24 protein-coding genes and 1 pseudogene are annotated in these 22,346 nt (G+C 62.1%); 15 read left to right on the forward strand and 10 right to left on the reverse strand.

Annotation, left to right across the window (positions count from 1 at the left end):
• Positions 1-566: pseudogene (locus AC3WQS_RS04940) on the reverse strand (hypothetical protein); the annotation flags it as partial.
• A 178-nt stretch (positions 567-744) separates the two neighbouring features.
• Between AC3WQS_RS04940 and AC3WQS_RS04945 the strand changes: the two are divergent.
• Both AC3WQS_RS04945 and AC3WQS_RS04950 read left to right on the forward strand, forming a co-directional pair.
• Positions 745-1,245 carry an ImmA/IrrE family metallo-endopeptidase gene (locus AC3WQS_RS04945; RefSeq protein ID WP_003946241.1) on the forward strand — a complete coding sequence of 167 codons (501 nt, stop codon included), beginning with the start codon at positions 745-747 and terminating at the stop codon, positions 1,243-1,245.
• Positions 1,242-2,243, forward strand: coding sequence for a hypothetical protein (locus AC3WQS_RS04950; RefSeq protein ID WP_020908623.1), 1,002 nt, complete (start codon positions 1,242-1,244; stop codon positions 2,241-2,243). The genes AC3WQS_RS04945 and AC3WQS_RS04950 overlap by 4 nt, the downstream gene beginning before the upstream one ends.
• Positions 2,244-2,285: 42 nt before the next feature.
• Here AC3WQS_RS04950 and AC3WQS_RS04955 read toward each other — a convergent pair whose 3' ends face one another.
• Complete coding sequence (locus tag AC3WQS_RS04955) at positions 2,286-2,702, reverse strand: helix-turn-helix domain-containing protein (protein WP_003946231.1); 417 nt, start codon at positions 2,700-2,702, stop codon at positions 2,286-2,288.
• 492 nt (positions 2,703-3,194) lie between these two features.
• Between AC3WQS_RS04955 and AC3WQS_RS04960 the strand changes: the two genes are divergently transcribed.
• The 3 genes from AC3WQS_RS04960 to AC3WQS_RS04970 all read left to right on the forward strand — a co-directional run bounded on the left by AC3WQS_RS04960 (position 3,195) and on the right by AC3WQS_RS04970 (position 4,857).
• The gene (locus tag AC3WQS_RS04960) at positions 3,195-3,338 is read left to right on the forward strand and encodes a hypothetical protein (RefSeq protein ID WP_162267916.1); all 144 of its coding nucleotides are present in this window, start codon (positions 3,195-3,197) and stop codon (positions 3,336-3,338) included.
• A 142-nt stretch (positions 3,339-3,480) separates the two neighbouring features.
• Positions 3,481-4,326: an SDR family oxidoreductase gene (locus AC3WQS_RS04965; RefSeq protein ID WP_020908622.1), complete on the forward strand. Its 846-nt coding sequence runs from the start codon at positions 3,481-3,483 to the stop codon at positions 4,324-4,326.
• Positions 4,327-4,374: 48 nt separating this feature from the next.
• Positions 4,375-4,857, forward strand: coding sequence for a DUF2505 domain-containing protein (locus AC3WQS_RS04970; RefSeq protein WP_020908621.1), 483 nt, complete (start codon positions 4,375-4,377; stop codon positions 4,855-4,857).
• On the opposite strand, the gene soxR is transcribed toward AC3WQS_RS04970, so the two are convergent.
• On the reverse strand, positions 4,843-5,322 hold the full coding sequence (soxR, locus tag AC3WQS_RS04975; RefSeq protein ID WP_019744715.1) for a redox-sensitive transcriptional activator SoxR: 480 nt from the start codon (positions 5,320-5,322) through the stop codon (positions 4,843-4,845). The two genes, AC3WQS_RS04970 and soxR, sit on opposite strands and share 15 nt — an antisense overlap.
• A 5-nt stretch (positions 5,323-5,327) precedes the next feature.
• Positions 5,328-5,816 (reverse strand): heme-binding beta-barrel domain-containing protein, encoded by a 489-nt coding sequence (locus tag AC3WQS_RS04980; protein WP_020970333.1) that lies wholly within the window; start codon positions 5,814-5,816, stop codon positions 5,328-5,330.
• Between the two features lie 99 nt (positions 5,817-5,915).
• Here AC3WQS_RS04980 and arcA point away from each other — a divergent pair, with 99 nt between their 5' ends.
• Positions 5,916-7,133 carry an arginine deiminase gene (gene arcA / locus AC3WQS_RS04985; protein WP_492711601.1) on the forward strand — a complete coding sequence of 406 codons (1,218 nt, stop codon included), beginning with the start codon at positions 5,916-5,918 and terminating at the stop codon, positions 7,131-7,133.
• Positions 7,134-7,143: 10 nt separating this feature from the next.
• On the opposite strand, the gene arsC is transcribed toward arcA, so the two are convergent.
• On the reverse strand, positions 7,144-7,497 hold the full coding sequence (gene arsC / locus AC3WQS_RS04990; RefSeq protein ID WP_020970331.1) for an arsenate reductase (glutaredoxin): 354 nt from the start codon (positions 7,495-7,497) through the stop codon (positions 7,144-7,146).
• Between the two features lie 94 nt (positions 7,498-7,591).
• Here arsC and AC3WQS_RS04995 point away from each other — a divergent pair, with 94 nt between their 5' ends.
• The 4 genes from AC3WQS_RS04995 (at position 7,592) to AC3WQS_RS05010 (ending at position 10,859) form a co-directional block, all read left to right on the forward strand.
• Complete coding sequence (locus AC3WQS_RS04995) at positions 7,592-8,275, forward strand: SDR family oxidoreductase (RefSeq protein ID WP_020970330.1); 684 nt, start codon at positions 7,592-7,594, stop codon at positions 8,273-8,275.
• 25 nt (positions 8,276-8,300) lie between these two features.
• Positions 8,301-8,660 carry a GntR family transcriptional regulator gene (locus AC3WQS_RS05000; RefSeq protein ID WP_020970329.1) on the forward strand — a complete coding sequence of 120 codons (360 nt, stop codon included), beginning with the start codon at positions 8,301-8,303 and terminating at the stop codon, positions 8,658-8,660.
• A gap of 48 nt (positions 8,661-8,708) precedes the next feature.
• Complete coding sequence (locus tag AC3WQS_RS05005; RefSeq protein WP_020908616.1) at positions 8,709-9,140, forward strand: DoxX family protein; 432 nt, start codon at positions 8,709-8,711, stop codon at positions 9,138-9,140.
• Between the two features lie 84 nt (positions 9,141-9,224).
• Positions 9,225-10,859, forward strand: coding sequence for a BCCT family transporter (locus AC3WQS_RS05010; RefSeq protein ID WP_019744709.1), 1,635 nt, complete (start codon positions 9,225-9,227; stop codon positions 10,857-10,859).
• 54 nt (positions 10,860-10,913) lie between these two features.
• On the opposite strand, the gene AC3WQS_RS05015 is transcribed toward AC3WQS_RS05010, so the two are convergent.
• Positions 10,914-12,473: a dolichyl-phosphate-mannose--protein mannosyltransferase gene (locus AC3WQS_RS05015; protein WP_024487795.1), complete on the reverse strand. Its 1,560-nt coding sequence runs from the start codon at positions 12,471-12,473 to the stop codon at positions 10,914-10,916.
• A gap of 23 nt (positions 12,474-12,496) precedes the next feature.
• On the opposite strand from AC3WQS_RS05015, the gene rsmI reads away from it, so the two are divergent.
• Complete coding sequence (gene rsmI, locus AC3WQS_RS05020; protein WP_021332320.1) at positions 12,497-13,327, forward strand: 16S rRNA (cytidine(1402)-2'-O)-methyltransferase; 831 nt, start codon at positions 12,497-12,499, stop codon at positions 13,325-13,327.
• Here rsmI and AC3WQS_RS05025 read toward each other — a convergent pair.
• Positions 13,324-14,571 carry a DUF2786 domain-containing protein gene (locus AC3WQS_RS05025; RefSeq protein WP_202022975.1) on the reverse strand — a complete coding sequence of 416 codons (1,248 nt, stop codon included), beginning with the start codon at positions 14,569-14,571 and terminating at the stop codon, positions 13,324-13,326. The genes rsmI and AC3WQS_RS05025 overlap by 4 nt on opposite strands.
• Positions 14,572-14,652: 81 nt before the next feature.
• Entirely contained in the window at positions 14,653-16,251 is a 1,599-nt protein-coding gene (metG, locus tag AC3WQS_RS05030; RefSeq protein WP_019744705.1) for a methionine--tRNA ligase, read from the reverse strand.
• 21 nt (positions 16,252-16,272) lie between these two features.
• On the opposite strand from metG, the gene AC3WQS_RS05035 reads away from it, so the two are divergent.
• The gene (locus AC3WQS_RS05035) at positions 16,273-17,100 is read left to right on the forward strand and encodes a TatD family hydrolase (RefSeq protein ID WP_492711593.1); all 828 of its coding nucleotides are present in this window, start codon (positions 16,273-16,275) and stop codon (positions 17,098-17,100) included.
• Positions 17,101-17,177: 77 nt separating this feature from the next.
• Positions 17,178-17,567, forward strand: a complete 390-nt coding sequence (locus AC3WQS_RS05040; protein WP_020970326.1) for a DUF6578 domain-containing protein — start codon at positions 17,178-17,180, stop codon at positions 17,565-17,567.
• 36 nt (positions 17,568-17,603) lie between these two features.
• Here the strand turns inward: AC3WQS_RS05040 and AC3WQS_RS05045 are convergent, their stop codons facing one another.
• On the reverse strand, positions 17,604-18,371 hold the full coding sequence (locus AC3WQS_RS05045; RefSeq protein WP_019744702.1) for an amino acid ABC transporter ATP-binding protein: 768 nt from the start codon (positions 18,369-18,371) through the stop codon (positions 17,604-17,606).
• Positions 18,368-19,816 carry an amino acid ABC transporter substrate-binding protein/permease gene (locus AC3WQS_RS05050; RefSeq protein ID WP_019744701.1) on the reverse strand — a complete coding sequence of 483 codons (1,449 nt, stop codon included), beginning with the start codon at positions 19,814-19,816 and terminating at the stop codon, positions 18,368-18,370. The genes AC3WQS_RS05045 and AC3WQS_RS05050 overlap by 4 nt, the downstream gene beginning before the upstream one ends.
• 236 nt (positions 19,817-20,052) lie before the next feature.
• On the opposite strand from AC3WQS_RS05050, the gene AC3WQS_RS05055 reads away from it, so the two are divergent.
• Positions 20,053-21,177: a resuscitation-promoting factor gene (locus AC3WQS_RS05055; protein WP_492711592.1), complete on the forward strand. Its 1,125-nt coding sequence runs from the start codon at positions 20,053-20,055 to the stop codon at positions 21,175-21,177.
• A gap of 33 nt (positions 21,178-21,210) precedes the next feature.
• Positions 21,211-22,338 (forward strand): resuscitation-promoting factor, encoded by a 1,128-nt coding sequence (locus AC3WQS_RS05060; protein ID WP_020908607.1) that lies wholly within the window; start codon positions 21,211-21,213, stop codon positions 22,336-22,338.
• Positions 22,339-22,346 lie beyond the last annotated feature (8 nt).

Consider the following 22,346-nt stretch of genomic DNA (forward strand, 5'->3'; position numbering starts at 1 on the left):
ACGACGACTGAGCCCACGACGACGACTGAGCCCACGACGACGACTGAGCCCACGACGACGACTGAGCCCACGACGACTGAGCCGACCACGACGACTGAGCCCACGACGACTGAGCCGACCACGACGGCTGAGCCCACGACGACTGAGCCCACGACGACGGCTGAGCCCACGACAACTGAGGCCTCGACCAACCCTTCGGCGTCGCAACGTCCGAGCAGCAGCGCTTCCCCTGCGACCAACGCAACTTCGCAGACTGAGAGTTCATCTAGCGAAGCAGCCTCCGAGACGACGCAGTCCCCTTCCGAGTCGCAGTCGAGTTCCGAGCCATCCTCGGAGGCCGCGGTTCCGCCGGTTGGACCGTCTGATCCGCAGGGGCCGTCAGCGGGCGGCGGAGCACCTGCACCCTCTGCCGGTGGACCGGCGAACGCTGCGCCGGGCGCAGTCGCAGCACCGTCCGCGCCCGAGGTTCTGGCCGCACCGGCTCCCGTAGCTCCCCAGGTACCGTCGAACGCTCCGAACGTCGCGAGTCCCAGTGAGAACCCGCAGGCATTCCCGACGGCGTTCACTCAAGGCCTTCCGCCGATTCTCAACGCTGCCGCCGTCGCCGGCGGTGTGGGCGGAATGGCAGTCGTAGCGGCCGGTGCGGGAGCAATGACTTTCCGCGGAGCATCGTTGCAGAAGGCACGTTTGGCTGCCGCACGTGCCGAATTCCTGGCACCCGGATCACAGGGAGGTGCGTGAGTCGTGCCGGACAGACGTTCACATCGCCGCGTTCTGGCCGCGGTGGATGCCGTATGTGACGCAGCAGCGTCGTCGGAGGCTGTGTCACTGCTTACGGTGGTGCAGACAGTCGCCCGAGAGCGCGGGCGCCCGATCGAGATCGATCTGGAAACCCCTCTCGCCACCGGAGTGTGCGGTCAGCGCCGGGCCTACGACGACCACGACGTCATCGTTTTGGCTCCCGGGCTACCCAATGTCGAGCGAACTCTGGCACATGAGTTGGGGCACATAGTGTTTCGGCACGAGGGTGCCGAGATCGCCGAGGCGACGCTCGAGGTCAGTGACGATTTGATCGCCTACATGTTGAGTCAACGTTCTCTGCGGCGCAACGAACCCGTGCCGATGGATGACATCGCGGAGTGGGAAGCCGAGACGTTCGCGTCGATGTTGATCATGCGTCTGCGAACGATGAGTGGCCGTGGGACACCGCTGTCGGTGTTGCGGTACGACGAGGCGATCGGATGATCTTTTGGGCTGTGGCCCTTCTCGTCTGGGTTGCAGCCGGCGCGAGACTGGGTCGAGTTGTCGCGCGCACCGCGACGCCGTTGCGAATGTCGATGGTCTTCGCCGGCTTCTCGGTCGCATTGTCGTCGACGGTCATGGTGCCTGCGGTGTGGGACATCGTCGATCGTATTGCGCCGGAGCAACATGCCGCAGCGATGATCGTCATCGTCTTGTGGACCGCGTTGTCCGCGGCCAGCGCAGTCGGCGCCGTGTCTGCCTGGCCGGTGATGTCGCGTCCAGCCATGCGCGGTCTCGCCACGGTGCTGTACTCGGTGGGGCTGCTGGTGGCGATCGCGGTTTTCTTCGGATACCCAGCGCCGGCTCTGATCTTTATCATCGTCGCTCTGTCCCTTGTCATTTCGACGGGGCTACGGCACGTTGCCTGGGCGCCGTTGGGGCGCGGAATCGCATTGATCGTGACAGGTTCGTCGGTCTTGCTTGTCGTGGTCGTCGTGATGCTGGTCGAATCGATCGGTGGCACCAGCGCACTCGAATCGGATATCTGGACGGGCGCAGGGGTGTGGTTCATCGCTGCCTCGAGTGTTCTGATAGCGCTGGGCATCACGTGGGTGCTTCTCGAGACGTGGTTGCGCGCACGACGAGACTTGTATCGCCTACGGCGGATGCATGCGCTTCTGGTGAAGCGATTCCCCGAGGTTGTCGACGCGGACAGTGCCGGAAGTACGTCAGTACTCCGGGCATCGGACATGATCGCCCAGATCATGGATGCGATGTACATACAGTCCGGCGCCGGGATGTTCGACGTCGGTGGTCAGGAACCGCCCCGGGCAGTTACCGCCCATGCAGGAATACTTGCGGGGTGGATCGCGGATCCATTGGCCTCGGATGTGTTGGACACCAGATGGATTGCGCCACCTGAGAAGATGTCGGCGCGCCGATGGGTGTTGTTGTTGGCGAAGGAACTCGATGAAACGACAAAAGTAGGTCGACGATCGTAGTCGACCTACTCCATGTCAATTCAGTGCTTCAGCACATTCGCATCAGCGTGACGCGTCGGGCGGAACCTCTGGCAAACCCTCACTCGCGCGGAGCTTTTCAGCCATCGTGGTGAGCAGATTCTGCGATTCTTCCGACAGGTCGAATGCGCGGCTCGAGAGGCGGCGAAGGCCGTAACCTTGGAGCTGCGAGAGCAGTTCGAGGTCGTGATCGATCTTGGCAGCGTAGATGTCGTTGAAGAAGTAGTCGGGCTTCACCTTGAAGAACCGGGCGAACGCAGCGACTGTCTCGTCCGAGGGGTTGGTGCGCTGTCCCGAGCGGAGCTGCGAGATGTACGGCTTGGAGATCTGATGGCCGTCTTCGATGAGCGCTGCCGCAACCTCGGCGTTGGTGTGGGGTTTGCGCCCCGGAGGATGAACACTGTCGAACAGTTTGTTCAATCGTTCTGCAAAGTCAGCCATTGTGAACCGCCCCGTAATCCTCTCTAGCTAGCAATTGTCCGTTCAGTGAATCCTACGGTATCACGCGGATAACCGATCGGTAGCTCACCGTAGTCTGTTTAGTGGACCAGTTGTCAAATGTGTCCGAGATTCGTTTCGTTCGGCCATTGAGTGCTCAGCTATGTCTCAGCGCACATTGAGTATCGGCCGCACGAAGATTGTGCAGCTACGGTCGCGCTATTCGAACCTTCCATTACTTGGTTAATGTGCCCAGTATCAAACCTTTTACCCGTTTTGGCGATATTAGCTAAGCGTTAGCCTGGTTTTTCATATGTGTTCCGAAAGGAAAACCGCAGTTCAGTGACGGTGTGGAGTGATGCGGTTGCAATTATGGCGACTGTTCGCGATGTTGCTCGAATCACTTCGGGGTTGAACCTTGAACGGTTTGCCGGAATGCAATCTGCGCTAGCTAAACCCCCTGCGTAGGTGCAGAATTGTGATATGAAACACACGATGAGCGATGACGAACTGCGCCGCGCGATCCGTGAAATCCAGGATCGAGCCCACGACGCACGCAAGCGTGGGGACGATGTAGCGGCGGAAGAACTCGACCGTACGGTCAGGGGCTATCAAGAGCAGATGGCTCAGCGTCTGTAGCTGTCGGTGGGTTCGGCGGCTGCCGCCGAGGTCGTGGGTTCTGGCATGCTCACGGCCGCAATGCGTGTTTCGGGGCGGCCGCACAACGCGTGCGTAGACTTTCCCGCATGTCCACAGTACGAGTGCGGGGGAGTGTCGATCCATGTCAGTAAGGTCGCTCGAGGGTAAGAAATGCCTGATCACCGGCGCTGGTAGTGGGATAGGACGCGCAACTGCACTGCGGGTATCCGAGGCCGGAGCCGAATTGTTTCTCACTGATATCAACGACCGTGGATTGCAAGAGACTGCCGCAATGGTTGGTGCCGGAGGCGGCACGGTCAGTTTGGCCAAGGCACTCGATATCTCGGATTACGACGAGGTTGTGAAATTCGGTACCGAGATTCACACTCAATTCTCTCCGATGGATGTCGTCATGAATATCGCCGGCATTTCAGCGTGGGGAACTATCGAGAACCTCGAGCATCGGCACTGGAAGTCGATGGTTGACGTCAACCTGATGGGACCGATCCATGTCATGGAGACGTTCGTTCCGCCCATGATCCGCGCCGGCAAGGGTGGGCACCTGGTCAATGTGTCTTCGGCCGCTGGGCTCTTGGCACTGCCGTGGCATGCCGCTTACAGTGCGAGCAAGTTCGGCCTTCGTGGGGTCTCCGAGGTGCTGCGATTCGATCTGAAGCGGCACGGAATCGGCGTCAGTCTGGTTGTGCCTGGTGGGGTGAAGACGCCTTTGGTGGGAACCGTGGAGATCGCGGGTATCGACCGGGATGACCCGCGGGTCAAAAAGCTCACGCACCGGTTCGAGAAGCGCGCGGTCTCCCCGGAGAAGGTGGCCTCGTGCATTCTGCGGGGAATCGAGAAGAACACGTACCTCGTGTATACGTCCAATGACATTCGATTCGGATACTGGTGGGCCCGCAAATTCGCCCCGCCTTACGAGTTCGTGATGCAAAAAGCGAACGACCAGTTCAGTAAATTGCTCAAGCGATGAGCATTAACTCCGACGGGACTTTTATCTAGTCGAATAGGGACCAAAGTCATGCCGAAGAGTTTTCACTTCGATATCGAATTCAAATATCCGATCGACGACGTGCATCGAACTTTGACAGACCCGAGTTATTGGAAAGTCCGACTCGGAGACCTTTATGCCACCTCGGACATCGAAGTTGGAGACGGATCGATCGAAGTATCCGTGTCCGAGGAAATCGACTCCGCCTCCCTCCCTAACCTGGTCGCCAAGGTTGCGCCGAGTCGACTCGGTCTGACACGGGTCGACCACTGGGGGCCTCTGTCTGGCGGGAAGGCCGCAGGGTCGGTCACCGGGATCGCGCACGGACTGCCGATACGAATCGAGACGACGCTCGACCTCACCGCCGCCGAGTCCTGTACGCGACTGGTCGTCGACGGGACGGCCGAAGTGAAGATGCCGATCATCGGCGGCCAGATCGAGAAGTTGCTGAAGAAGACCGTCGAGGACTTGCTGGGGCGCGATCGGGACGCTGTCGAGTCATTTCTCGCCTGAGTCGGCGCCGAAATCCACCTCCAGAACGCGTGCACCTGGGCCGGCGGCAGCGAGTTGATCGTGAGGGTTTGCGAGGGCGCATCCTTCCAATGAGAGACACCCGCAACCTATGCAACCGGTGAGATTGTCGCGTAGTCGTTCCAGTTGCTCGATGCGGAGATCGAGGTGGCGCCGCCATCCGGTCGACAACCGTTCCCAATCTGCGCGGTTCGGGGTACGGCCTTCAGGAAGTGTGCCGAGGGCTTCCCGGATTTCCGACAGCGGAATGCCGACGCGTTGCGAGATTCTGATGAAGGCGACACGTCGAAGCGTGTCTCGTTGGTATCGACGCTGGTTGCCGCTGGTCCGGCGACTGACGATGAGGCCTTCTCGTTCGTAGAAATGCAGGGCCGAGACGGCGACACCGCTGCGCTCGGAGAGCTGGCCGGGCGTAAGTTCCTTGGCTTTCCACGACGGCATCTCCATGGCGACTACCGGTCCGTCGCCCGGTGGAGGGTGGCGTGGAGATGATGCGTCAGCGGGGTGTCGCCGTGCGCCATCCACAAGTCGTAGGTCAGGGTGTCGCCTTGGACGCGCATGACTCGCCGGACGTCGTGAACCGGTTTTGCGTCGGGCGATGCTGCGAGCGTGAGACGGGTCAAGGCGAGAGTGCCTTCGGAGTCGACGGTGCCGCGATGGATCTCGACAAAACCGGTGGGCTGGCTGACCAGCAGTTCGAGCTCACCACCAGGTGTCGGGCGCAGGTATCCCGATTCCATGTGAAGTGGTCGGCCGTCGGGGAGCCCTCGAGTGCGCGACGAGTAGGTGACAAACGGTTTCGGAGTCGGAGCGAACTCGATCTCCTCGGAGTACTCGAAGTCGTCGATGGTGGGGAAATGTCCGGCTCCAGCGCCGACCCAGCGCCCGGTGAACCTGTCGATTCCGGCGCCGCCCAGCGCCGCCTGATCCGTGCTACTCATTGCGTGGTCCTCTCGCCTGCGTCGGATCAGACGTTACGCGGGAAGATATGGCAGCTGCTCATCCCTGCTGGGTGGGGCCTACGGGATTAGTGTTCACTCATGAACGCTTCTGGCTCCGTCCCCCTCGGTGTCGATTCCGAGGTGGGCCGATTGCGATCGGTCATTCTTCATCGTCCGGGCGACGAGTTGAAACGATTGACTCCGCGCAACAACGACGAGCTGCTCTTCGACGCGTTGCCGTGGGTGGACCGCGCGCAGGAAGAACACGATCAGTTTGCGACCGTCCTTCGTGAGCGCGGCGTCGAGGTACTGCTTTTGTCCGATCTCCTCACCGAGGCGCTCGAGGTCAGTGGCGCAGCGAGGATCCAGGGAATCGCGGCCGCCGTCGACGCACGCAAGATCGGCCACGCGCTCGGGCAACACCTGGCTGCGTACCTGCGAAAGGTAGAGCCGAAGGAGCTGTCGTCGATCCTTACTGCCGGAATGACGTTCGACGAGCTGCCGATCGACGCCGGCTCGACCTCGTTGGTGCGCAGGATGCATCACGGCGGTGACTTCGTGATCGACCCGCTGCCCAACTTGCTCTTCACCCGCGATTCGTCGTTCTGGGTCGGGCCACGGGTCATCATCACGTCCTTGGCGTTGTCAGCGCGAGCTCGCGAATCCTCGATCACGGATCTCGTCTACGCGCATCACCCTCGATTCAAAGGCGTGCGCCGCGCGTACGAGTCGCACACGGCTCCTGTCGAGGGAGGTGACGTGCTGCTTCTCGCGCCGGGGGTGATCGCGATCGGTGTCGGTGAACGTACGTCACCCGCCGGCGCAGAAGCATTGGCGCGTAGCGTGTTCGACGACGGTCTCGCCCACACGGTGTTGGTTGTTCCGATCGAGCAACGCCGAGCGTCTATGCATCTCGACACGGTCTGCACCATGGTCGCGGCCGACGCGGTCGTCATGTATCCGGCCATTCAGGACACATTGGCAGCGTTCACCCTTCGCAAGGAAGACGACGGGGTGAGTATTCGCGGTGCGACGCCGTTCCTCGAAGCGGCAGCCGACGCCATGGGAATCGGAAAACTTCGAGTGATCGACACCGGACTCGACACGGTCACTGCCGAGCGTGAGCAATGGGACGACGGCAACAACACGTTGGCCGTCGAACCGGGCGTCGTCGTCGCTTACGAGCGCAACGTCGAAACGAATGCCAGGCTGGAGGCCTCGGGTATCGAGGTTTTGCGAATCGCGGGTTCCGAACTGGGCTCCGGTCGCGGTGGACCTCGCTGCATGTCCTGCCCGATCGCCCGCGATCCGCTGTGAGCGGTAGACGTCAGAGAATCTCTTCCACTTTGGCTGCCGGACGCGCGAGCACCGTGCCCTTGTCAGTGACGACGAATGGGCGTTCGATCAGAATTGGGTGCTCGATCATCGCGTCGAGGATCTCGGATTCGGAAGCGTCGGCGAGTCCGAGGTCCTTGTACTGCGTTTCGCGCTTGCGAACCGCTTGACTGGGCTCGAGGCCGGCGTCGGCGATGAGTTTTTCCAGCTCGGATCGGGTAGGCGGAGTATCGAGGTACTTGACGATGGTGGGTTCGATGCCGGCTTCCCGGATGAGCCCGAGAACGGTCCGCGAGGTGTTGCACCGTTGATTGTGGAAGATGGTTGCAGATGCCATGTTCGTCATTCTGCCTCTGCGTCCGAACTCGTGGGACAAACAGGGGAACAACGGGCCGCTCCGGAGTGCTGCACTTGAAGTACCGACGTGTGAGGAGAAAACGATGACGGAACATCGAAGTGTGGACGAACGACGCGTGGTCATTGCCGGCGGGCACGGCAAGATCGCGCAGCACCTGACGTACCTGCTGGCAGGACATGGTGATCGGCCGGTAGCGCTGATCCGCAACTCCGCGCACGAGGGTGCGGTCCGCACACTCGGCGCGTTCCCCGTGGTGATCGATCTGGAATCCTCCACGGTCGAGGAAGTTGCGAAGGTACTCGACGGTGCCGACGTCGCGGTCTTCGCCGCGGGCGCCGGACCTGGTAGCTCGATCGAGCGCAAGGACTCCGTCGACCGAGCTGCGGCGGTGCTGTTGGCCGATGCCGCCGAGAAAGCGGGAGTGCGTCGGTTCATTCAGATCAGCGCCATGGGTGCTGGTGACGAAATACCGGAGAACACCGACGAGGTTTTTGCCGCCTACCTGCGGGCGAAGACGGCAGCGGAGGAAGACCTGAAGACAAGGTCTTCGCTGGATTGGACGATTCTTCGGCCAGGCCTTCTGACGGACGACGACCCGACCGGCGAAGTATTGCTTGCGCAGCCGCCCGTCGATCGAGGCTCTGTGCCTCGAGCCGATGTAGCCGCGGTCGTCGAAGCGCTCATCGATGCGCCGTCCAGCGTCGGCAAGACATTGGTTCTGACCTCCGGCCCGCATACGATCCGCGAGGCGATCGAGGGCCTGTGACCGAGAAGATACGACGAGGGTGACGATGAAGATCGCAATCGAACACGATTCCTCCACAGCTCCGTACGACCAACTGCGGCAACAGATTATCGAGCAGGTTCACGGTGGCGGATTGATCGCGGGAACCAAGATCCCGACGGTGCGAGCGTTGGCCTCGGAGCTGGGATTGGCGGCCAACACCGTCGCGAAGGCTTATCGCGCGCTCAGCGATCAGGGCGTCATCGAAACGAGGGGAAAGCAAGGGACATTCATCGCTTCGGGGACCGATCCGGTGCAGGCGCAGGCCGAGCAGGCGGCGACCGCGTTTGCGCATAGGGTCCGCTCGCTCGGGTACTCCGACAGTGAGATCGTCGCCATGGTGGAGTCGGCATTGAGAGGTGCATGACACAAAGTTTAAGTTGACGCTTCAACTTAAAGCTGTCAGTCTTGGCTCATGAATTCGTCGATTGCTCGTGACCTCGGACTCCTCATCGCCCGTGTCGGCCTCGGGATCATCTTCATCGCCCACGGTTGGCAGAAGTTCTTCACCTACAAGATCGCCGGAACGCAGGCCGCGTTCGAAGGGATGGGCGCCCCGCTCCCCAAGATTTCTGCGGTTGTGGCTGCATCCATCGAACTCGGCGGCGGAATCTTGCTCATCGCGGGTCTGTTGACCCCGCTCGTCGGCGCGCTGCTGTTCCTCGACATGGTCGGCGCGTTCTTCATCGTGCACGCGGACAAGGGTGTCTTCATCGACAACGGTGGCTACGAACTTGTCGTCGCACTCGGTGTCGGATCGCTCTTGATCGCTGTGATCGGCGCAGGACGCATCAGCATCGACGGATTGATCGGCAAGGGCAACGGTTGGGTTAAAACCCCAGCTTGATCGGGGTGAGAAGGCGGGTTCAACGGACGTTGAGCCCGCCTTCCGGCTTGCTTTTGGCCCATAAAGTGACGAACGTAGTCATCTATGGTGACGAAATCTGATCGATCCGAACAAGATTCCGGGGCCAACGAAGAGCGCCCGGAGACGGGCTTTACTCGAGTAGGCGTTCGGACCGACTACGTGGTGTTTTCCGTGGCGGCTGCCGCGGTGCTGGCTATTGTCGTGTGGGGCCTCGTAGCTCCCGACAACCTCGATTCGGTAACCGGAAGTGTTCTCGGCTGGTTGGTGACGAACATCGGCTGGCTCTTCGTACTCGCAGCTTCGGCTTTCGTGCTGTTTTCCATCTACCTCGCGGTCAGTCGATTCGGCGACATTCCGCTGGGCAAGGACGGTGAGAAGCCCGAGTTCCGAACCGTCAGCTGGATCGCGATGATGTTCAGCGCCGGCATGGGGATCGGCCTGATGTTCTTCGGTGTCGCGGAACCGCTTGCGCACTACGTGACTCCGCCTCCCGGCACCGACGGTGGCGTCGGAACTGCCATGGCCACCACCATGTTTCACTGGGGTCTTCATCCTTGGGCGATGTATGCCGTTGTGGGCCTTGCCATTGCATACGGGTCGTATCGCCGAGGACGCAAGCAACTGTTCAGTTCGGCCTTCATTCCGTTGCTCGGTCGCAAGGCCGAAGGGCCGATCGGCAAGGTCATCGACATCCTGGCGATCTTTGCCACACTTTTTGGTACCGCAGCATCTTTGGGGCTCGGCGCACTTCAGATCGGCTCCGGTTTCGAGGTAGTCGGCTGGATGGAAGAAGCCGGCGTATTCCTGCTCGTGGCCATCGTTGCGGTGCTGACCCTGGCATTCGTCGCTTCGGCAGTTTCCGGTGTGGCCAAGGGAATTCAGTGGCTCTCCAACATCAACATGGTGCTCGCGCTGATCTTGGCGCTGTTCGTGTTCGTTCTCGGGCCGACCGTGCTGATTCTCAATCTGCTCCCGACGACCATTGGCGCATACGTTTCCGACCTCGCCCAGATGTCCGCCCGCACGGGTGCGTCGTCGAATCCTGAAACGGGCGCGTGGCTTTCGTCGTGGACGATCTTCTACTGGGCATGGTGGGTGTCTTGGACGCCGTTCGTCGGCATGTTCTTGGCACGCATCAGCCGCGGCCGCACGATCCGCCAGTTCATCGTCGGCGTCATCGCCGTTCCCACGACTGTCAGCTTGCTCTGGTTCGCGATCTTCGGCGGCGCGGGCATCGGCGAGGAACGTGACGGAATCGGCTTGTCCGGCCGAGGCTCGGAAGAGGCTCAACTGTTCGGCATGCTCGACAATTTGCCGTTGGCCGGAGTGACGACTGTCCTCGTCATGCTGCTCGTGGCAGTGTTCTTCGTTTCCGGCGCAGACGCTGCGTCGATGGTGATGGGGACGCTCTCGCAGCGCGGAACGCTCGAACCGAGTCGCTGGGTTGTGGTCTTCTGGGGCATGTTGACCGGTGGCGTCGCAGCGCTTCTGCTGTGGACCGGTGGCTCCGAAGCGCTCGACGGCTTGCAGACCATGACGATCATCGCTGCGGCGCCGTTCGTGCTGGTCATGATCGGACTGTGCTTCTCGCTGTACAAGGATCTTTCGCACGACCCGATCATCATTGCGGCGAAGGAGCAGAAACGTGCTCTCCTACGCCCGAGGCGGGGACGTCGCGTCGGTAAGCCGACAGAGTAATCGTGAAGCGAAGGAGGCACCGAACCAGGTTCGGTGCCTCCTTCGTCTGTCCCACTATTTCCAGCTAGGCAGCCACAGATGGTTCTGCCACGATTCCGGCGTGATCGGCATGGCGGTGAGTATCGGCCAGAGGTAGACGAAGTTGGCCACGACCAGACCGATGTACAGACTGACCGCAAGAAGTCCGGTGGTACGACGCTCGACGGACGCGCTCGCCTTGCCCAGAACATCGCCGAGGACCAGCGCAAATCCCATGACCATGAACGGGGCGAGTGCAACTGCGTAGAAGTAGTACATCTGGCGGTCGAGCGTCGCGAACCACGGAAGGTAAGCGGCGCCGTAGCCCGTCAGGACCACGGCGTATCGCCAGTCCCTGCGCACGAACGTCTGCCAGATCGCCCACGCCAACATCGGTAGTGCCAGCCACCACATCGCCGGTGTGCCGATCAGCATCACGGCCTTGACGCAGCTGGCGGCCCCGCAACCGGTGACCTGCTCGCCGTCGGCGTAGTAGTAGAGCATCGGTCGTAGCCCCATCGGCCACGTCCACGGTTTCGACTCCCACGGGTGGTGGTTTCCGGCGGAGTTGGTCAGACCGGCATGGAACTGGAGAACGTTTCCGCTGTAGTACCAGAGTGAACGCAGTGCGGAGGGAATGAAGCTCCACGTGCCGCCCTCACCGATCTCGTTACCGACGGCGTGACGGTCCACGCCGGTCTCGCTGGTGAACCAGGCCCAGTAGCTCGCGAGGTACACACCGAGCGGAATGACCACCAGCGCATACAGAGCCGGACCGATGTCGCGAACTGCGGTGCCGACCCAGGGGCGCTGCACGCGGTATGCGCGGCGCGCTGACAGGTCGAAGGCAACACTGAGCAATCCGAAGAACAGAATGAAGTACATGCCGGACCACTTGGTTCCGCATGCCAGACCGAGCAGGATGCCGGCGCCGAACCGCCACCACCGGAAACCCAGCCGTGGACCCCAGGCGGAATCGCCGATTCGACCTTCCTCGTATACCTTCGCCATTCGTTCGCGGACTTGGTCGCGATCGACCACCAGGCATCCGAGCGCCGCAAGGACGAAGAATGCCAGGAAGATGTCGAGCATCCCGAGGCGTGAGGAGACGAAGGTGACGCCGTCCACGATGAGCAGGATTCCGGCAATCGCCCCGATCAGCGTGGACCGCGTCATGCGGCGGACGATCCGGATGATCAGCAGGACCATCAGCGTCCCGACCAGGGCTGACGAGAATCGCCACCCCCAACCGTTGTAACCGAAGAGTGCTTCGCCGATCGCGATCATCTGCTTACCGATCGGCGGGTGCACCACCAATCCGTAACCGGGATTGTCCTCGATGCCACCGCCGGTCAGAACTTGCCAGCCCTGCGGAACGTAGTGCTTCTCGTCGAATACAGGTGTGCCGGCGTCGGTCGGGTAGGCGAGCATCGTGAAGCGGGTGATCGCCGCGATGGCGGTGATGAAAGCGGTGACGATCCAGCCGCGCAATCTGTCGGTCGGGCCGAAATCAGGATCCGGTACCAGCGGGCCGGGACTACGCACTACCCGATCGCTCGTGGCGGGCGTTGGCCGCTCGTCCGTCTGCACAGTCACCTGGCAATCGTAGGCTGTCAGGTATGACTGGTCGTTTGGTACTCGCCGCAACACCCATGGGAGATGTCGGTGACGCGTCCCCGCGTCTTCGGTCTGCTCTCGCAACCGCCGACGTCGTCGCTGCGGAGGACACACGACGCACCAAGTCTCTGGCGTCCGCGCTCGAGGTAACCATCACCGGGAAGATCGTCAGTTTCTACGACCAGGTCGAGATTTCGCGGCTGCCCGCGTTGGTCGCCGACGTGGCCGAAGGCAAGACCGTCCTGCTGGTCACCGATGCAGGCATGCCGTCGGTCAGTGACCCCGGATATCGCCTCGTTGCCGCCTGCGTAGCCGAGAACCTCGCCGTCACGTGTCTCCCGGGCCCGTCGGCGGTCACGACGGCGCTGGCACTCTCGGGTTTGCCGGTGGAGCGGTTCTGCTTCGACGGATTCCCGCCGCGAAAGCAGGGGCAGCGCAAGACCTGGCTTTCGGCCCTGGCAACCGAGCAGCGAGCGTGTGTGTTCTTCGAAGCACCCCATCGCCTTGCCGACTGCCTCGCAGATGCGGTGGAAGTTCTCGGGCCCGATCGCCGCGCGGCCGTGTGCCGGGAATTGACCAAGACCTACGAGGAAGTGAAGCGCGGCACTCTCGGAGAGTTAGCTACTTGGGCGGCCGAGGGCGTTCGCGGAGAGATCACGGTGGTGCTCGAAGGCGCAGTACTGGTGGCATCTGATCCTGCCGATCTGGTCGACGAGGTGGAAAGGCTGGTCGAGGGGGGAGCACGATTGAAGGACGCGTGTGCTCTGGTCGCAACGGCCGGAGTCTCCAAGCGTGAGTTGTACGAGACGGTACTGGCCGCTCGAAAGGACTAGCGGGAGCGGTTCACGGCGGGTGCGCCGGGACGCAGGTTGGCGTCGTCGGCTGCGGCCTGGCCGGCGTGCCAGCCTTCGGCGTCGACGGACCGTCCGCGAGTTTTGCGGGTTGTCGGGAACAATCGATCGAATTCGGCGTCGACGGCCTCGGAAGTGGTGGCCAGGATCGGCAGAAGATCCGCGACGTCCATCGATGCCGCGTCGGCCGCTTCGGCGGTGGCTTTGGTGCCGGCGTCACGCAGGCGGTGTCCGATGCGGCTGGCGAACCCGGCCAGGAATCCCTTGCGGAACGAGGTGGTGCGTGAGCCGCCACGATTGCTCGAGTCGGCGAATTGCATTGCACGGGTTGCCTGTACGAGCAAGGAAGTGAACAGCATATCGACTTGCTGAAGGTCGACCGGAGTGCCGACGACGGTCGCGAGTGCAATGTCGCTGAACCAGACAGTCCTGACTCGATTCGATTCGCCGATCTCGGTCAGGAGGTGAACCTTTTCCTTCACGTACGGGTTCTCGATGTGAATGCGTCGGGCATTCACGGATGTGTCGGTGACCCCGGCGCGAGAGTGGAGCAGCGCGGAATCGATGGCGTACCGGGTCATCAACTCCTGAGCCTTCGCGGTGAAAATCTCGGCTTCTTCCGCGAAGTTGGTGGCTTCCGCTTTGGCGAGTAATCCACGAATTCGCTTGAGTACCTTGGCGTCGACCTCGGTATCGCCGACGCCGGCATAGCTGGTGTCGGTCCGTTGCGACGGCCAGGTGGATGGTGGCGCGAGCAACACCGTCCACTGAGGTAGGCGCATCCACGATCGCGCAACGTCGACGATCTGCGAAACAAGGAAGTAGGGATCCTGGAACAGAAGGCCGGCCGCGAGGGAGCGAAAAACGTCGTCGTCCACGGTGATTCGAGAAGCGATGCGTCGAGACTTCGCATACTGCTCGCCGATCGTCTGCAACTGCCCCACCCATTCGAGCGGTGCGCGATCGGAGGCGCGCGACGCTTTCGCATCGAACAGGATGGTGGTGGCGGCGAGATCGGCGTCGGACGCTTCTTTGCTTCGACGCGCCAGATGAATCAGATCCGCCGGCTGCCATCCGCGGTCGTACGCCGCGGACAGTTCGGAAACGAGATCTCGCACCGCGGAAACGGATTGAGGGCTGACCTCCTGAGTGGACACCCGCGCTCCGTTCCATGGCAGTGTCTGCGCCGAAGCGCTGGTTCGAATGTATGTTCTATTCGTCGTCATGGCTGGAGTGTGCACGTGGGGTCCGACACATCCGCCTGTAACCGGATATCTCGGACCCCACGTGCGGCACTCTCGCTTAGCTCATTCCTCGACGAAGCGGGGGAAAACTGGCGCCGGAGCAGGCAGTTTCCGGTTGGCGTCGATGCGTACCGCGATGTCGGCGAACTGCCGGTTCTCTTCGCTCTGGCCGAGCAGATCGAGGATGCGTGACGCCGCGTCGGGCATCACCGGCTGAACGAGAAGCCCGACGATACGGACCACTTCGAGCGTCACGTACAGAACCGTCGCCATGCGTGCCGGATCGGTCTTACGCAGAACCCACGGTTCCTGCTTGGAGAAGTACCGGTTGGTCTCGCCGAGAACGCCCCAGATGGCTTCCAGTGCGAGATGCAGAGCCTGCACGTCGAACTCGCTGCGGCACTTGGCGAGCAGGGCATCCGCCGATGCCAGCATCGCCAGGTCGTCCTCGGTGAACTCGCCGGGGGTGGGTACCTGGGCGTCGCAGTTCTTCGCGACCATCGTCAGCGAACGCTGCGCGAGATTGCCGAGTTCGTTCGAGAGATCAGCATTCATGCGCGTCACGATCGCTTCGTGACTGTAGCTGCCGTCCTGACCGTACGAGATCTCGCGGAGCAAGAAGAAGCGGACCGCGTCGAGGCCGTACTGATCGACCATCGCGATGGGGTCGACGACGTTGCCGACGGACTTCGACATCTTCTCGCCCTTGTTGTACAAGAAGCCGTGGACGAACACCCGCTCCGGCAGTTCGATGCCGGCAGACATGAGGAATGCCGGCCAGTACACGGTGTGGAACCGCGTGATGTCCTTGCCGATGATGTGCAGGCTCGCGGGCCAGAACTTCTTGAACTCCTCCGAATCGACGTTCGGGTATCCGACGCCCGTCAGGTAGTTGGTGAGGGCGTCTACCCAGACGTACATGACGTGGTCCGGGTCGCCCGGCACCTTGACGCCCCAGTCGAACGTGGTGCGCGAGATCGAGATGTCCTTGAGGCCGCCCTTGACGAAGCTGACGATCTCGTTGCGGCGAGTCGTGGGGGCGATGAATTCGGGGTGCTCTTCGTACAGCGCGAGGAGACGCTCCCCGTACGCCGAGAGACGGAAGGTGTAGTTCGACTCCTCGGTCCACTCCACCGGGGTGCCGGTCTCGGTGGACTGACGGGTGCCGTCCTCCAGAAGCGTGGTCTCGGCTTCGGTGTAGAAGGCCTCGTCCCGAACCGAGTACCAACCCGAGTACGTGTCGAGGTAGATGTCGCCCGATGCGGCCATCTTCTCCCAGATCGCCTTGCTGGCGACCTGGTGATCAGCGTCTGTGGTGCGGATGAACCGGTCGTACGAGATGTTCAGGACCTTGTCGAGGTTCTGGAACACGTCGGAGTTTCGAGCCGCGAGTTCGCGTACGTCGATGCCCTCTTTGATCGCTGTCTGCTGCATCTTCAGACCGTGCTCGTCGGTACCGGTCATGAAGAACACTTCATGACCGTCCAAACGCTTGAAGCGGGCGAGCGCGTCCGAGGAGATGTACTCGTACGCGTGGCCGATGTGCGGAGCGCCGTTGGGATACGCGATCGCTGTCGTGATGTAGAACGGCGATCGTTCCGCGCCTTCCGGGGCGGCGGAGTCCGGGCGCGGGGTCTGGGAGGGTGAGGCAGGCACAGTCATGGTGGGCTTACTCTATCGGGCGTGAGCAAAGACCGTCCCGCCCCCGATACCCCTGAGCCCTTGTCGCCTCTGATCGACGCCCATACGCACCTCGACGCGTGCGGCGCACACGACGCTGCGACCGTGGCCGAAATAGTCGATCGAGCCGAGGCCGTCGGCGTCGGACGGGTCGTCACGGTGGCCGACGACCTCGATGCTGCACGCTTTGCCGTCGACGCTGCGAACTGGGATTCGAGGGTTTACGCAGCCGTCGCAATCCATCCGACCAGGGCGAACGTCCTGGATGCCGACACCAGGGCCGAGATCGAACGATTGGCGTCCGATCCGCGGGTCGTCGCGGTGGGGGAGACCGGGCTGGATCTCTACTGGCCAGGCAAGCTCGAAGGGTGCGCCACGATCGAGGAGCAGGTCGACGGTTTCCGGTGGCACATCGACCTCGCGAAGCGTCTCGGTAAGACGCTGATGATTCACAACCGCGAAGCCGACCAGGACTTGCTGCGGGTGCTGAACGAGGAAGGCGCGCCGGAGACAGTGGTGTTCCACTGCTTCTCCTCGGATTCGGAGATGGCGCGGGAGTGCATCGCCGCCGGGTACGTGTTGAGTTTTTCGGGAACCGTGAGTTTCAAGAATGCGAAGGCGCTGCGTGAGGCCGCGCTGTTGGTGCCGTCGGATCAGCTGATCGTCGAGACGGATGCGCCGTTCTTGACGCCGCACCCGTTCCGCGGTGCGCCTAACGAGTCGTACTGCCTGCCGTACACAGTGCGTGCACTCGCAGACATCCGCGGCGAGGATCCGCAGGCCCTGGCAGCGGCGTCCACGGCGACAGCGGAGCGCGTCTACAAGATCTGACGCTATTCTGGTTCGACAGGTAACTCCGCGCCCGGGATCGTCGTGTCCCGGTCCGTCTACTGCGCGGGGTATTTCAGATGAATGACTACAACGTGGTCACAGTCCGCATCGAAACGTGGGAATTCGAGTGCTGTGCACCGTTGCCGGTGGTCGGCGAAAAATCTTCGTGGGCTTTGCACCCGATACCTGACTCGCTGTGGTTCGACGGGTCGGTTCATGGAGGAATCTTTCCCGACGACGTGGAACCTACTGCCGGGATCGTTCTCTCGATCCGACTCGAGCGCGGGGAATTTGTCGAACAAGAACCCAGACACTGGGTGTTGGTGCCTGGAAGCACCGATCATGTTCGAGTCGAGAAGGTCCCACCACATTTTCGCGGAATGTCGTCGCTGGTTGCCGGTCGGCGTGGCTGGATGGAGACGGCCGTTGTCGTCGAATTGGCCACCACCCGTGCGCCTTTCCGGTAGTCCCCACTACCAAAAAGGCGCACAGGGGGCTTGCCCCTACAGGACCTTCGCCAGGAAGTCCTGGGTGCGCTGCTGCTGGGGGTTGCCGAACAGGTTCTCCGGCTTGCCTTCTTCGACGATGTATCCATCGGCCATGAAGATGACTCGATCGGAAACCTCACGGGCGAAGCCCATTTCGTGGGTTACGACGACCATGGTCATGCCCTGCTTGGCGAGGTCACGAAGCACCTGCAGAACCTCTCCCACCATCTCCGGGTCGAGAGCGCTGGTGGCCTCGTCGAAGAGCATGATGTCCGGGCTCATCGCCAGTGCGCGGGCAATGGCCACGCGTTGCTTCTGCCCACCGGACAGGCTGGCGGGCTTGGCATCTGCCTTCTCCGCGAGACCGACCTGGCCGAGCAGTTTGACGGCGATCTCGCGAGCCTGATCCTTGGTCGATCGCCCGGTCTGCACCGGGGCGAGCATCACGTTTTCGACGACGCTCATGTGTGGGAACAGGTTGAAGTGCTGGAACACCATCCCGATGTGCTGGCGCACCTTGTCGATGTCGACGTCCTTGTTCGTGAGGTCGAACTGGTCGACGCGCACGGAGCCGGCGGTGATGTCTTCGAGGCGGTTGAGGCAGCGCAGGAAGGTGGACTTACCCGAACCGGAAGGCCCGATGACGCAGACCACTTCACCGCTCTTGATGTCGACGTCGAGGCCTTTGAGGACCTCGTTGTCGCCGAACGACTTCTTCAGTCCCTTGACCGAAATCTTGACCTCGGTGTCGGACTTGCCCATGTTGACGGCTGTTTCGGTCACTTGTTGATCCTCTTCTCGAGGCGGTTCGACAGCTTGGTGAGCGCCATGATGATGATGAAGTACATGACGCCGATGATCAGCCACATGTTGAACGACTGGAAGTTGCGCGCGATGATGATGCGCCCTGTCTGAGTGAGCTCGGCGAGTCCGATGACCGACAGGATCGACGTGTCCTTGAGGGTGATGACGAACTGGTTGATGTACGACGGGATCATCGTGCGAATTGCCTGCGGCATGATGACTTTTCGCATCGACTTCATGTAGCTGATGCCCAGGCTTCGTGACGCCTCCATCTGTCCCTTGTCGACGGACAAGATGCCGCCGCGGACGATTTCAGCCATGTACGCGCCGGCGTTGAGCGAGAGCGTGATGATGCCTGCGGTGAAGGCGGACATCTGGAAATGCAGGGCTGCCGGGATGCCGAAGTAGATGAAGAACGCCTGCACCAACAGCGGTGTGCCGCGGAAGATGTCGACGTAGGTCGTGCCTATACCTCGGACGAACATGTTGGTGGACACGCGGCAGAGACCGAAGATCGCACCCAGGACCAGAGCGATCGCGATCGAGACGACCGAGAGAACGATCGTCAACCACAGGCCCTTGAGGAGCTGGGGATAGGTGCTCTTGATCAAGCCGATGATGGAGTTGTCCGACGTCGACGCGCCCTGGCCGAGGTAGGTCGAGACGATTTCGTCGTACTGGCCGTCGTCGCGCAGGTTCTGCAGTCCAGCATTGAACATCTGGAGCAGTTCGGCGTTCTGGCCCTTGTTGACGGCGAAGCCGTAGCTCGCACCCACCTCTTTTTCGGTGACCGTCTTGAGGCCGTTGCCCTGAGTGATGCCGTAGGCGAGGACGGGGTAGTCGTCGAAGACTGCGACGGAGTTTCCGGTGCGGACCTCGTCGTACATGCTGGCGGAGTCGGCGAAATAGACTGTGGTGAAGCCGTATTGGTCCTTGATGGACTCGGCGAAGCTGGCGCCCTCGGTGCCGTTCTTGACCGCGACGCGCTTGCCCTTCAGATCCTCGTACGCCTTCACGTCGTTGTCGGTCTCGAGGACCGCCATCTGCACGCCCGACTCGAAGTACGGGTCGGAGAAGTCGAAAACCTGCTTGCGGGCGTCGGTGATGGACATGCCGGCGATGACGCCGTCGGCCTGCCCGGCCTGCACGGCCTGAAGCGCAGCGTCGAAGCCGAGCTGCTTGATGTCGACCTTGAAACCTTGGTCCTCGGCGATCGCGTTGAGGAGATCGATGTCGATGCCGACGAGTTTGCCGTCTTCGTTCTCGAATTCGAACGGGGCGAATGTCAGATCGGTGGCGATCGTGTAGGTGCGACCGGGTTGCGCGCTCGCGATTCCGGGGGCGAACAGCGCTGCGATCAGCGCCAGCAGGATGGCCAGGATCGGCCACCTGGCATTACGTGGTCTGTCGAATCTTCTTCGCACTATCGCCCAGCTTTCTTCTGTCGCGCCCGGGATCGCCGGACTGCTTTGAACCAGACGAGAACATACTGCGCCCAGAGCTGAATCGATACACGGGTATCGGAGCCGGAAAGTGCAGAACACACGACACGCCGTTGCCGTTCCGTGACAAAAGTCGCATTTCGTTGTGATTTGGTTGCCGATACAACGCTCGGTCGTTACCGTATTGTGATCGAACGTCGTCTGCCTTGGGATTTCCTGTGTCGCCTTTTGCCAAGATCAACTCCACGAGGTCACCACTTCTCTATTCAGTGGTGGGTGCGTTGCTTCTGACGCTCATTGTCGGAGGTGCGCTCGCCGTGGTTCGGCACAAGACGATCACCCTCGACGTCGACGGCGACATGATTTCGCTGTCCACGATGTCGAGCAGCGTCGGTACCGCTCTCGAGGACGCCGGATACCCGGTCGATCCCAAGGACGCGCTCGCTCCCAGCGCCGATTCCTCACTGTCCGACGGCGATACCGTCGTACTGCGACGTGCCCGTGAGTTGGCGCTGACCGTGGACGGTCAGCCGACGACCATCTGGACCACGGCATTGACGGTCGACGAGGCACTGAAGCAGGTAGATGTTTCCGACGACTTCGCAGTCTCGGCTTCGCGCTCGCATCGTCTGCCCCTCGAACGCACCGAGCTCGACGTCGTCAGCCCGAAGACCGTCAGCGTCAGCGACGGTGGTGCTCCGGCGGCCGAGATCAAGCTCGCCGCCGTAACCGTCGGTGATCTTCTCGCGGCCAAGAATGCGCCGCTCGAGCAGGCCGACTCGGTGGTTCCCACCGCTGACACACCCGTTACCAACGGCCTGACAATTCAGGTCACCCGCGACCGCACGGACACTCGCGTCGAGACGCAGCCGATCGCGCCGCCCGAGAACAAGGTCGAAGATCCCGAGCTCGAGAAGGACAAGACCGTCGTCGAAAACCCGGGTGTTGCCGGCGAGCGCACGGCCACCGTCGAGGTCAAGACCGTCAACGGCGTCGAGGCCGGACGAACCGAACTGTCCGCGACCGTGATCAAGGAACCGGTCGCAGCAGTGGTGAAGGTCGGAACCAAGCAGACTTCCGCGCCCGCTGTGTCCAATGCGTCGACGTGGGACTCCATTGCTCAGTGCGAAGCGACCGGAAACTGGGCCATCAACACGGGCAACGGTTTCTACGGAGGACTTCAGTTCACCCAGAGCACCTGGGAAGCATTCGGCGGCGGTCAGTACGCAGCGCGCGCCGACCTCGCATCACGTGAACAGCAGATCGCGATCGGCGAGAAGGTCCGCGCCGGTCAGGGCTGGGGTGCGTGGCCGTCCTGCACCAGCAAATTGGGCCTGCGCTGACGCGCCGACACTCCACACAGAACTCAGGAACCCATGTCACCGTTCGCCAAGATCAACTCGACCAGGTCGCCGTTGTTGTACTCGGCGATTGCCGCTCTTCTCCTGACGGTTCTCGTGGGTGGCGTTCTGGCCGTCGTCCGGCACAAGACCATCACTCTCGACGTCGACGGTGAGCAGATTCACCTGAGCACCATGTCGACCAACGTCGACGGCGCTCTCGAGGACGCGGGTTACCCGATCGGTGACAAGGACGCGGTTGCTCCCGCGGCCGACGCGTCGCTGTCCGACGGCGACACCGTGGTGCTCCGTCGTGCTCGTGAGATCACGCTGACGGTCGACGGTCAGCCGCAGAAGCTCTGGACCACCGCCTTGACCGTCGACGACGCGCTCAAGCAGTTGGATGTCTCAGCGGATGTGCACGTGTCGGCGTCGCGCTCGCAGCGTCTCCCGCTCGACGGCGCCGCGCTCGACGTCTTGACACCTGTCGTCGCAAAACTGGTCGACGGCGCAAACGCGGCGGCCGACGTGCGTATCGCGGCACCGACGGTGGGCGAGTTCCTTACGGCCAACGGCACTCCGCTCGAGCAGTCGGACACGGTGGTTCCCGCCGCCGACGCTCCGCTGACCGAGGGCCTCGAGGTCACGGTGACGCGCAACCGCACCGAGAACAAAGTCGAGACCTTGCCGCTCGATCCGCCGGATCAGCGCATCGAGGATCCGACGATGAACCAGAGTCGCACGATCGTCGAGAATCCGGGCGTTCCCGGCGTGCGTGACGTGACGTTCGCCGTGAATCTCGTCAACGGTGTCGAGGCCGGACGTACACAGGTATCGGAGACGATCACCACACCGGCGCAGCCGAAGGTCGTGCGCGTGGGAACGAAGCCGGGCACCGAGGTGCCGCCCGTGGAGAACGGTTCGACGTGGGACGCGCTCGCACAGTGCGAGGCCACCGGCAACTGGGCTATCAACACCGGCAACGGTTTCTACGGCGGCGTGCAGTTCGACCAGAACACGTGGGAACGGCAGGGCGGGTTGAAGTATGCGCCTCGCGCCGACCTCGCAACCCGTGAAGAGCAGATCGCGATCGCGACGCAAACGCAGCGCACTCAGGGCTGGGGCGCATGGCCGTCGTGCTCGGGTCGCCTCGGACTGGGATAAGTTCTACT

The sequence above is a fragment of the Rhodococcus sp. FW305-130 genome, assembly GCF_058788335.1.

What these genes read in the sequence shown, in the direction of transcription:
- AC3WQS_RS04950 (WP_020908623.1), top strand. Translation starts at nt 1,242, where the DNA reads ATGATCTTTTGGGCTGTGGCCCTTCTCGTCTGGGTTGCAGCCGGCGCG.
- AC3WQS_RS04955 (WP_003946231.1), bottom strand. Translation starts at nt 2,702, where the DNA reads ATGGCTGACTTTGCAGAACGATTGAACAAACTGTTCGACAGTGTTCAT.
- AC3WQS_RS04960 (WP_162267916.1), top strand. Translation starts at nt 3,195, where the DNA reads ATGAGCGATGACGAACTGCGCCGCGCGATCCGTGAAATCCAGGATCGA.
- AC3WQS_RS04965 (WP_020908622.1), top strand. Translation starts at nt 3,481, where the DNA reads ATGTCAGTAAGGTCGCTCGAGGGTAAGAAATGCCTGATCACCGGCGCT.
- AC3WQS_RS04970 (WP_020908621.1), top strand. Translation starts at nt 4,375, where the DNA reads ATGCCGAAGAGTTTTCACTTCGATATCGAATTCAAATATCCGATCGAC.
- soxR (WP_019744715.1), bottom strand. Translation starts at nt 5,322, where the DNA reads ATGGAGATGCCGTCGTGGAAAGCCAAGGAACTTACGCCCGGCCAGCTC.
- AC3WQS_RS04980 (WP_020970333.1), bottom strand. Translation starts at nt 5,816, where the DNA reads ATGAGTAGCACGGATCAGGCGGCGCTGGGCGGCGCCGGAATCGACAGG.
- arcA (WP_492711601.1), top strand. Translation starts at nt 5,916, where the DNA reads ATGAACGCTTCTGGCTCCGTCCCCCTCGGTGTCGATTCCGAGGTGGGC.
- arsC (WP_020970331.1), bottom strand. Translation starts at nt 7,497, where the DNA reads ATGACGAACATGGCATCTGCAACCATCTTCCACAATCAACGGTGCAAC.
- AC3WQS_RS04995 (WP_020970330.1), top strand. Translation starts at nt 7,592, where the DNA reads ATGACGGAACATCGAAGTGTGGACGAACGACGCGTGGTCATTGCCGGC.
- AC3WQS_RS05000 (WP_020970329.1), top strand. Translation starts at nt 8,301, where the DNA reads ATGAAGATCGCAATCGAACACGATTCCTCCACAGCTCCGTACGACCAA.
- AC3WQS_RS05005 (WP_020908616.1), top strand. Translation starts at nt 8,709, where the DNA reads ATGAATTCGTCGATTGCTCGTGACCTCGGACTCCTCATCGCCCGTGTC.
- AC3WQS_RS05010 (WP_019744709.1), top strand. Translation starts at nt 9,225, where the DNA reads ATGGTGACGAAATCTGATCGATCCGAACAAGATTCCGGGGCCAACGAA.
- rsmI (WP_021332320.1), top strand. Translation starts at nt 12,497, where the DNA reads ATGACTGGTCGTTTGGTACTCGCCGCAACACCCATGGGAGATGTCGGT.
- AC3WQS_RS05025 (WP_202022975.1), bottom strand. Translation starts at nt 14,571, where the DNA reads ATGACGACGAATAGAACATACATTCGAACCAGCGCTTCGGCGCAGACA.
- metG (WP_019744705.1), bottom strand. Translation starts at nt 16,251, where the DNA reads ATGACTGTGCCTGCCTCACCCTCCCAGACCCCGCGCCCGGACTCCGCC.
- AC3WQS_RS05040 (WP_020970326.1), top strand. Translation starts at nt 17,178, where the DNA reads ATGAATGACTACAACGTGGTCACAGTCCGCATCGAAACGTGGGAATTC.
- AC3WQS_RS05060 (WP_020908607.1), top strand. Translation starts at nt 21,211, where the DNA reads ATGTCACCGTTCGCCAAGATCAACTCGACCAGGTCGCCGTTGTTGTAC.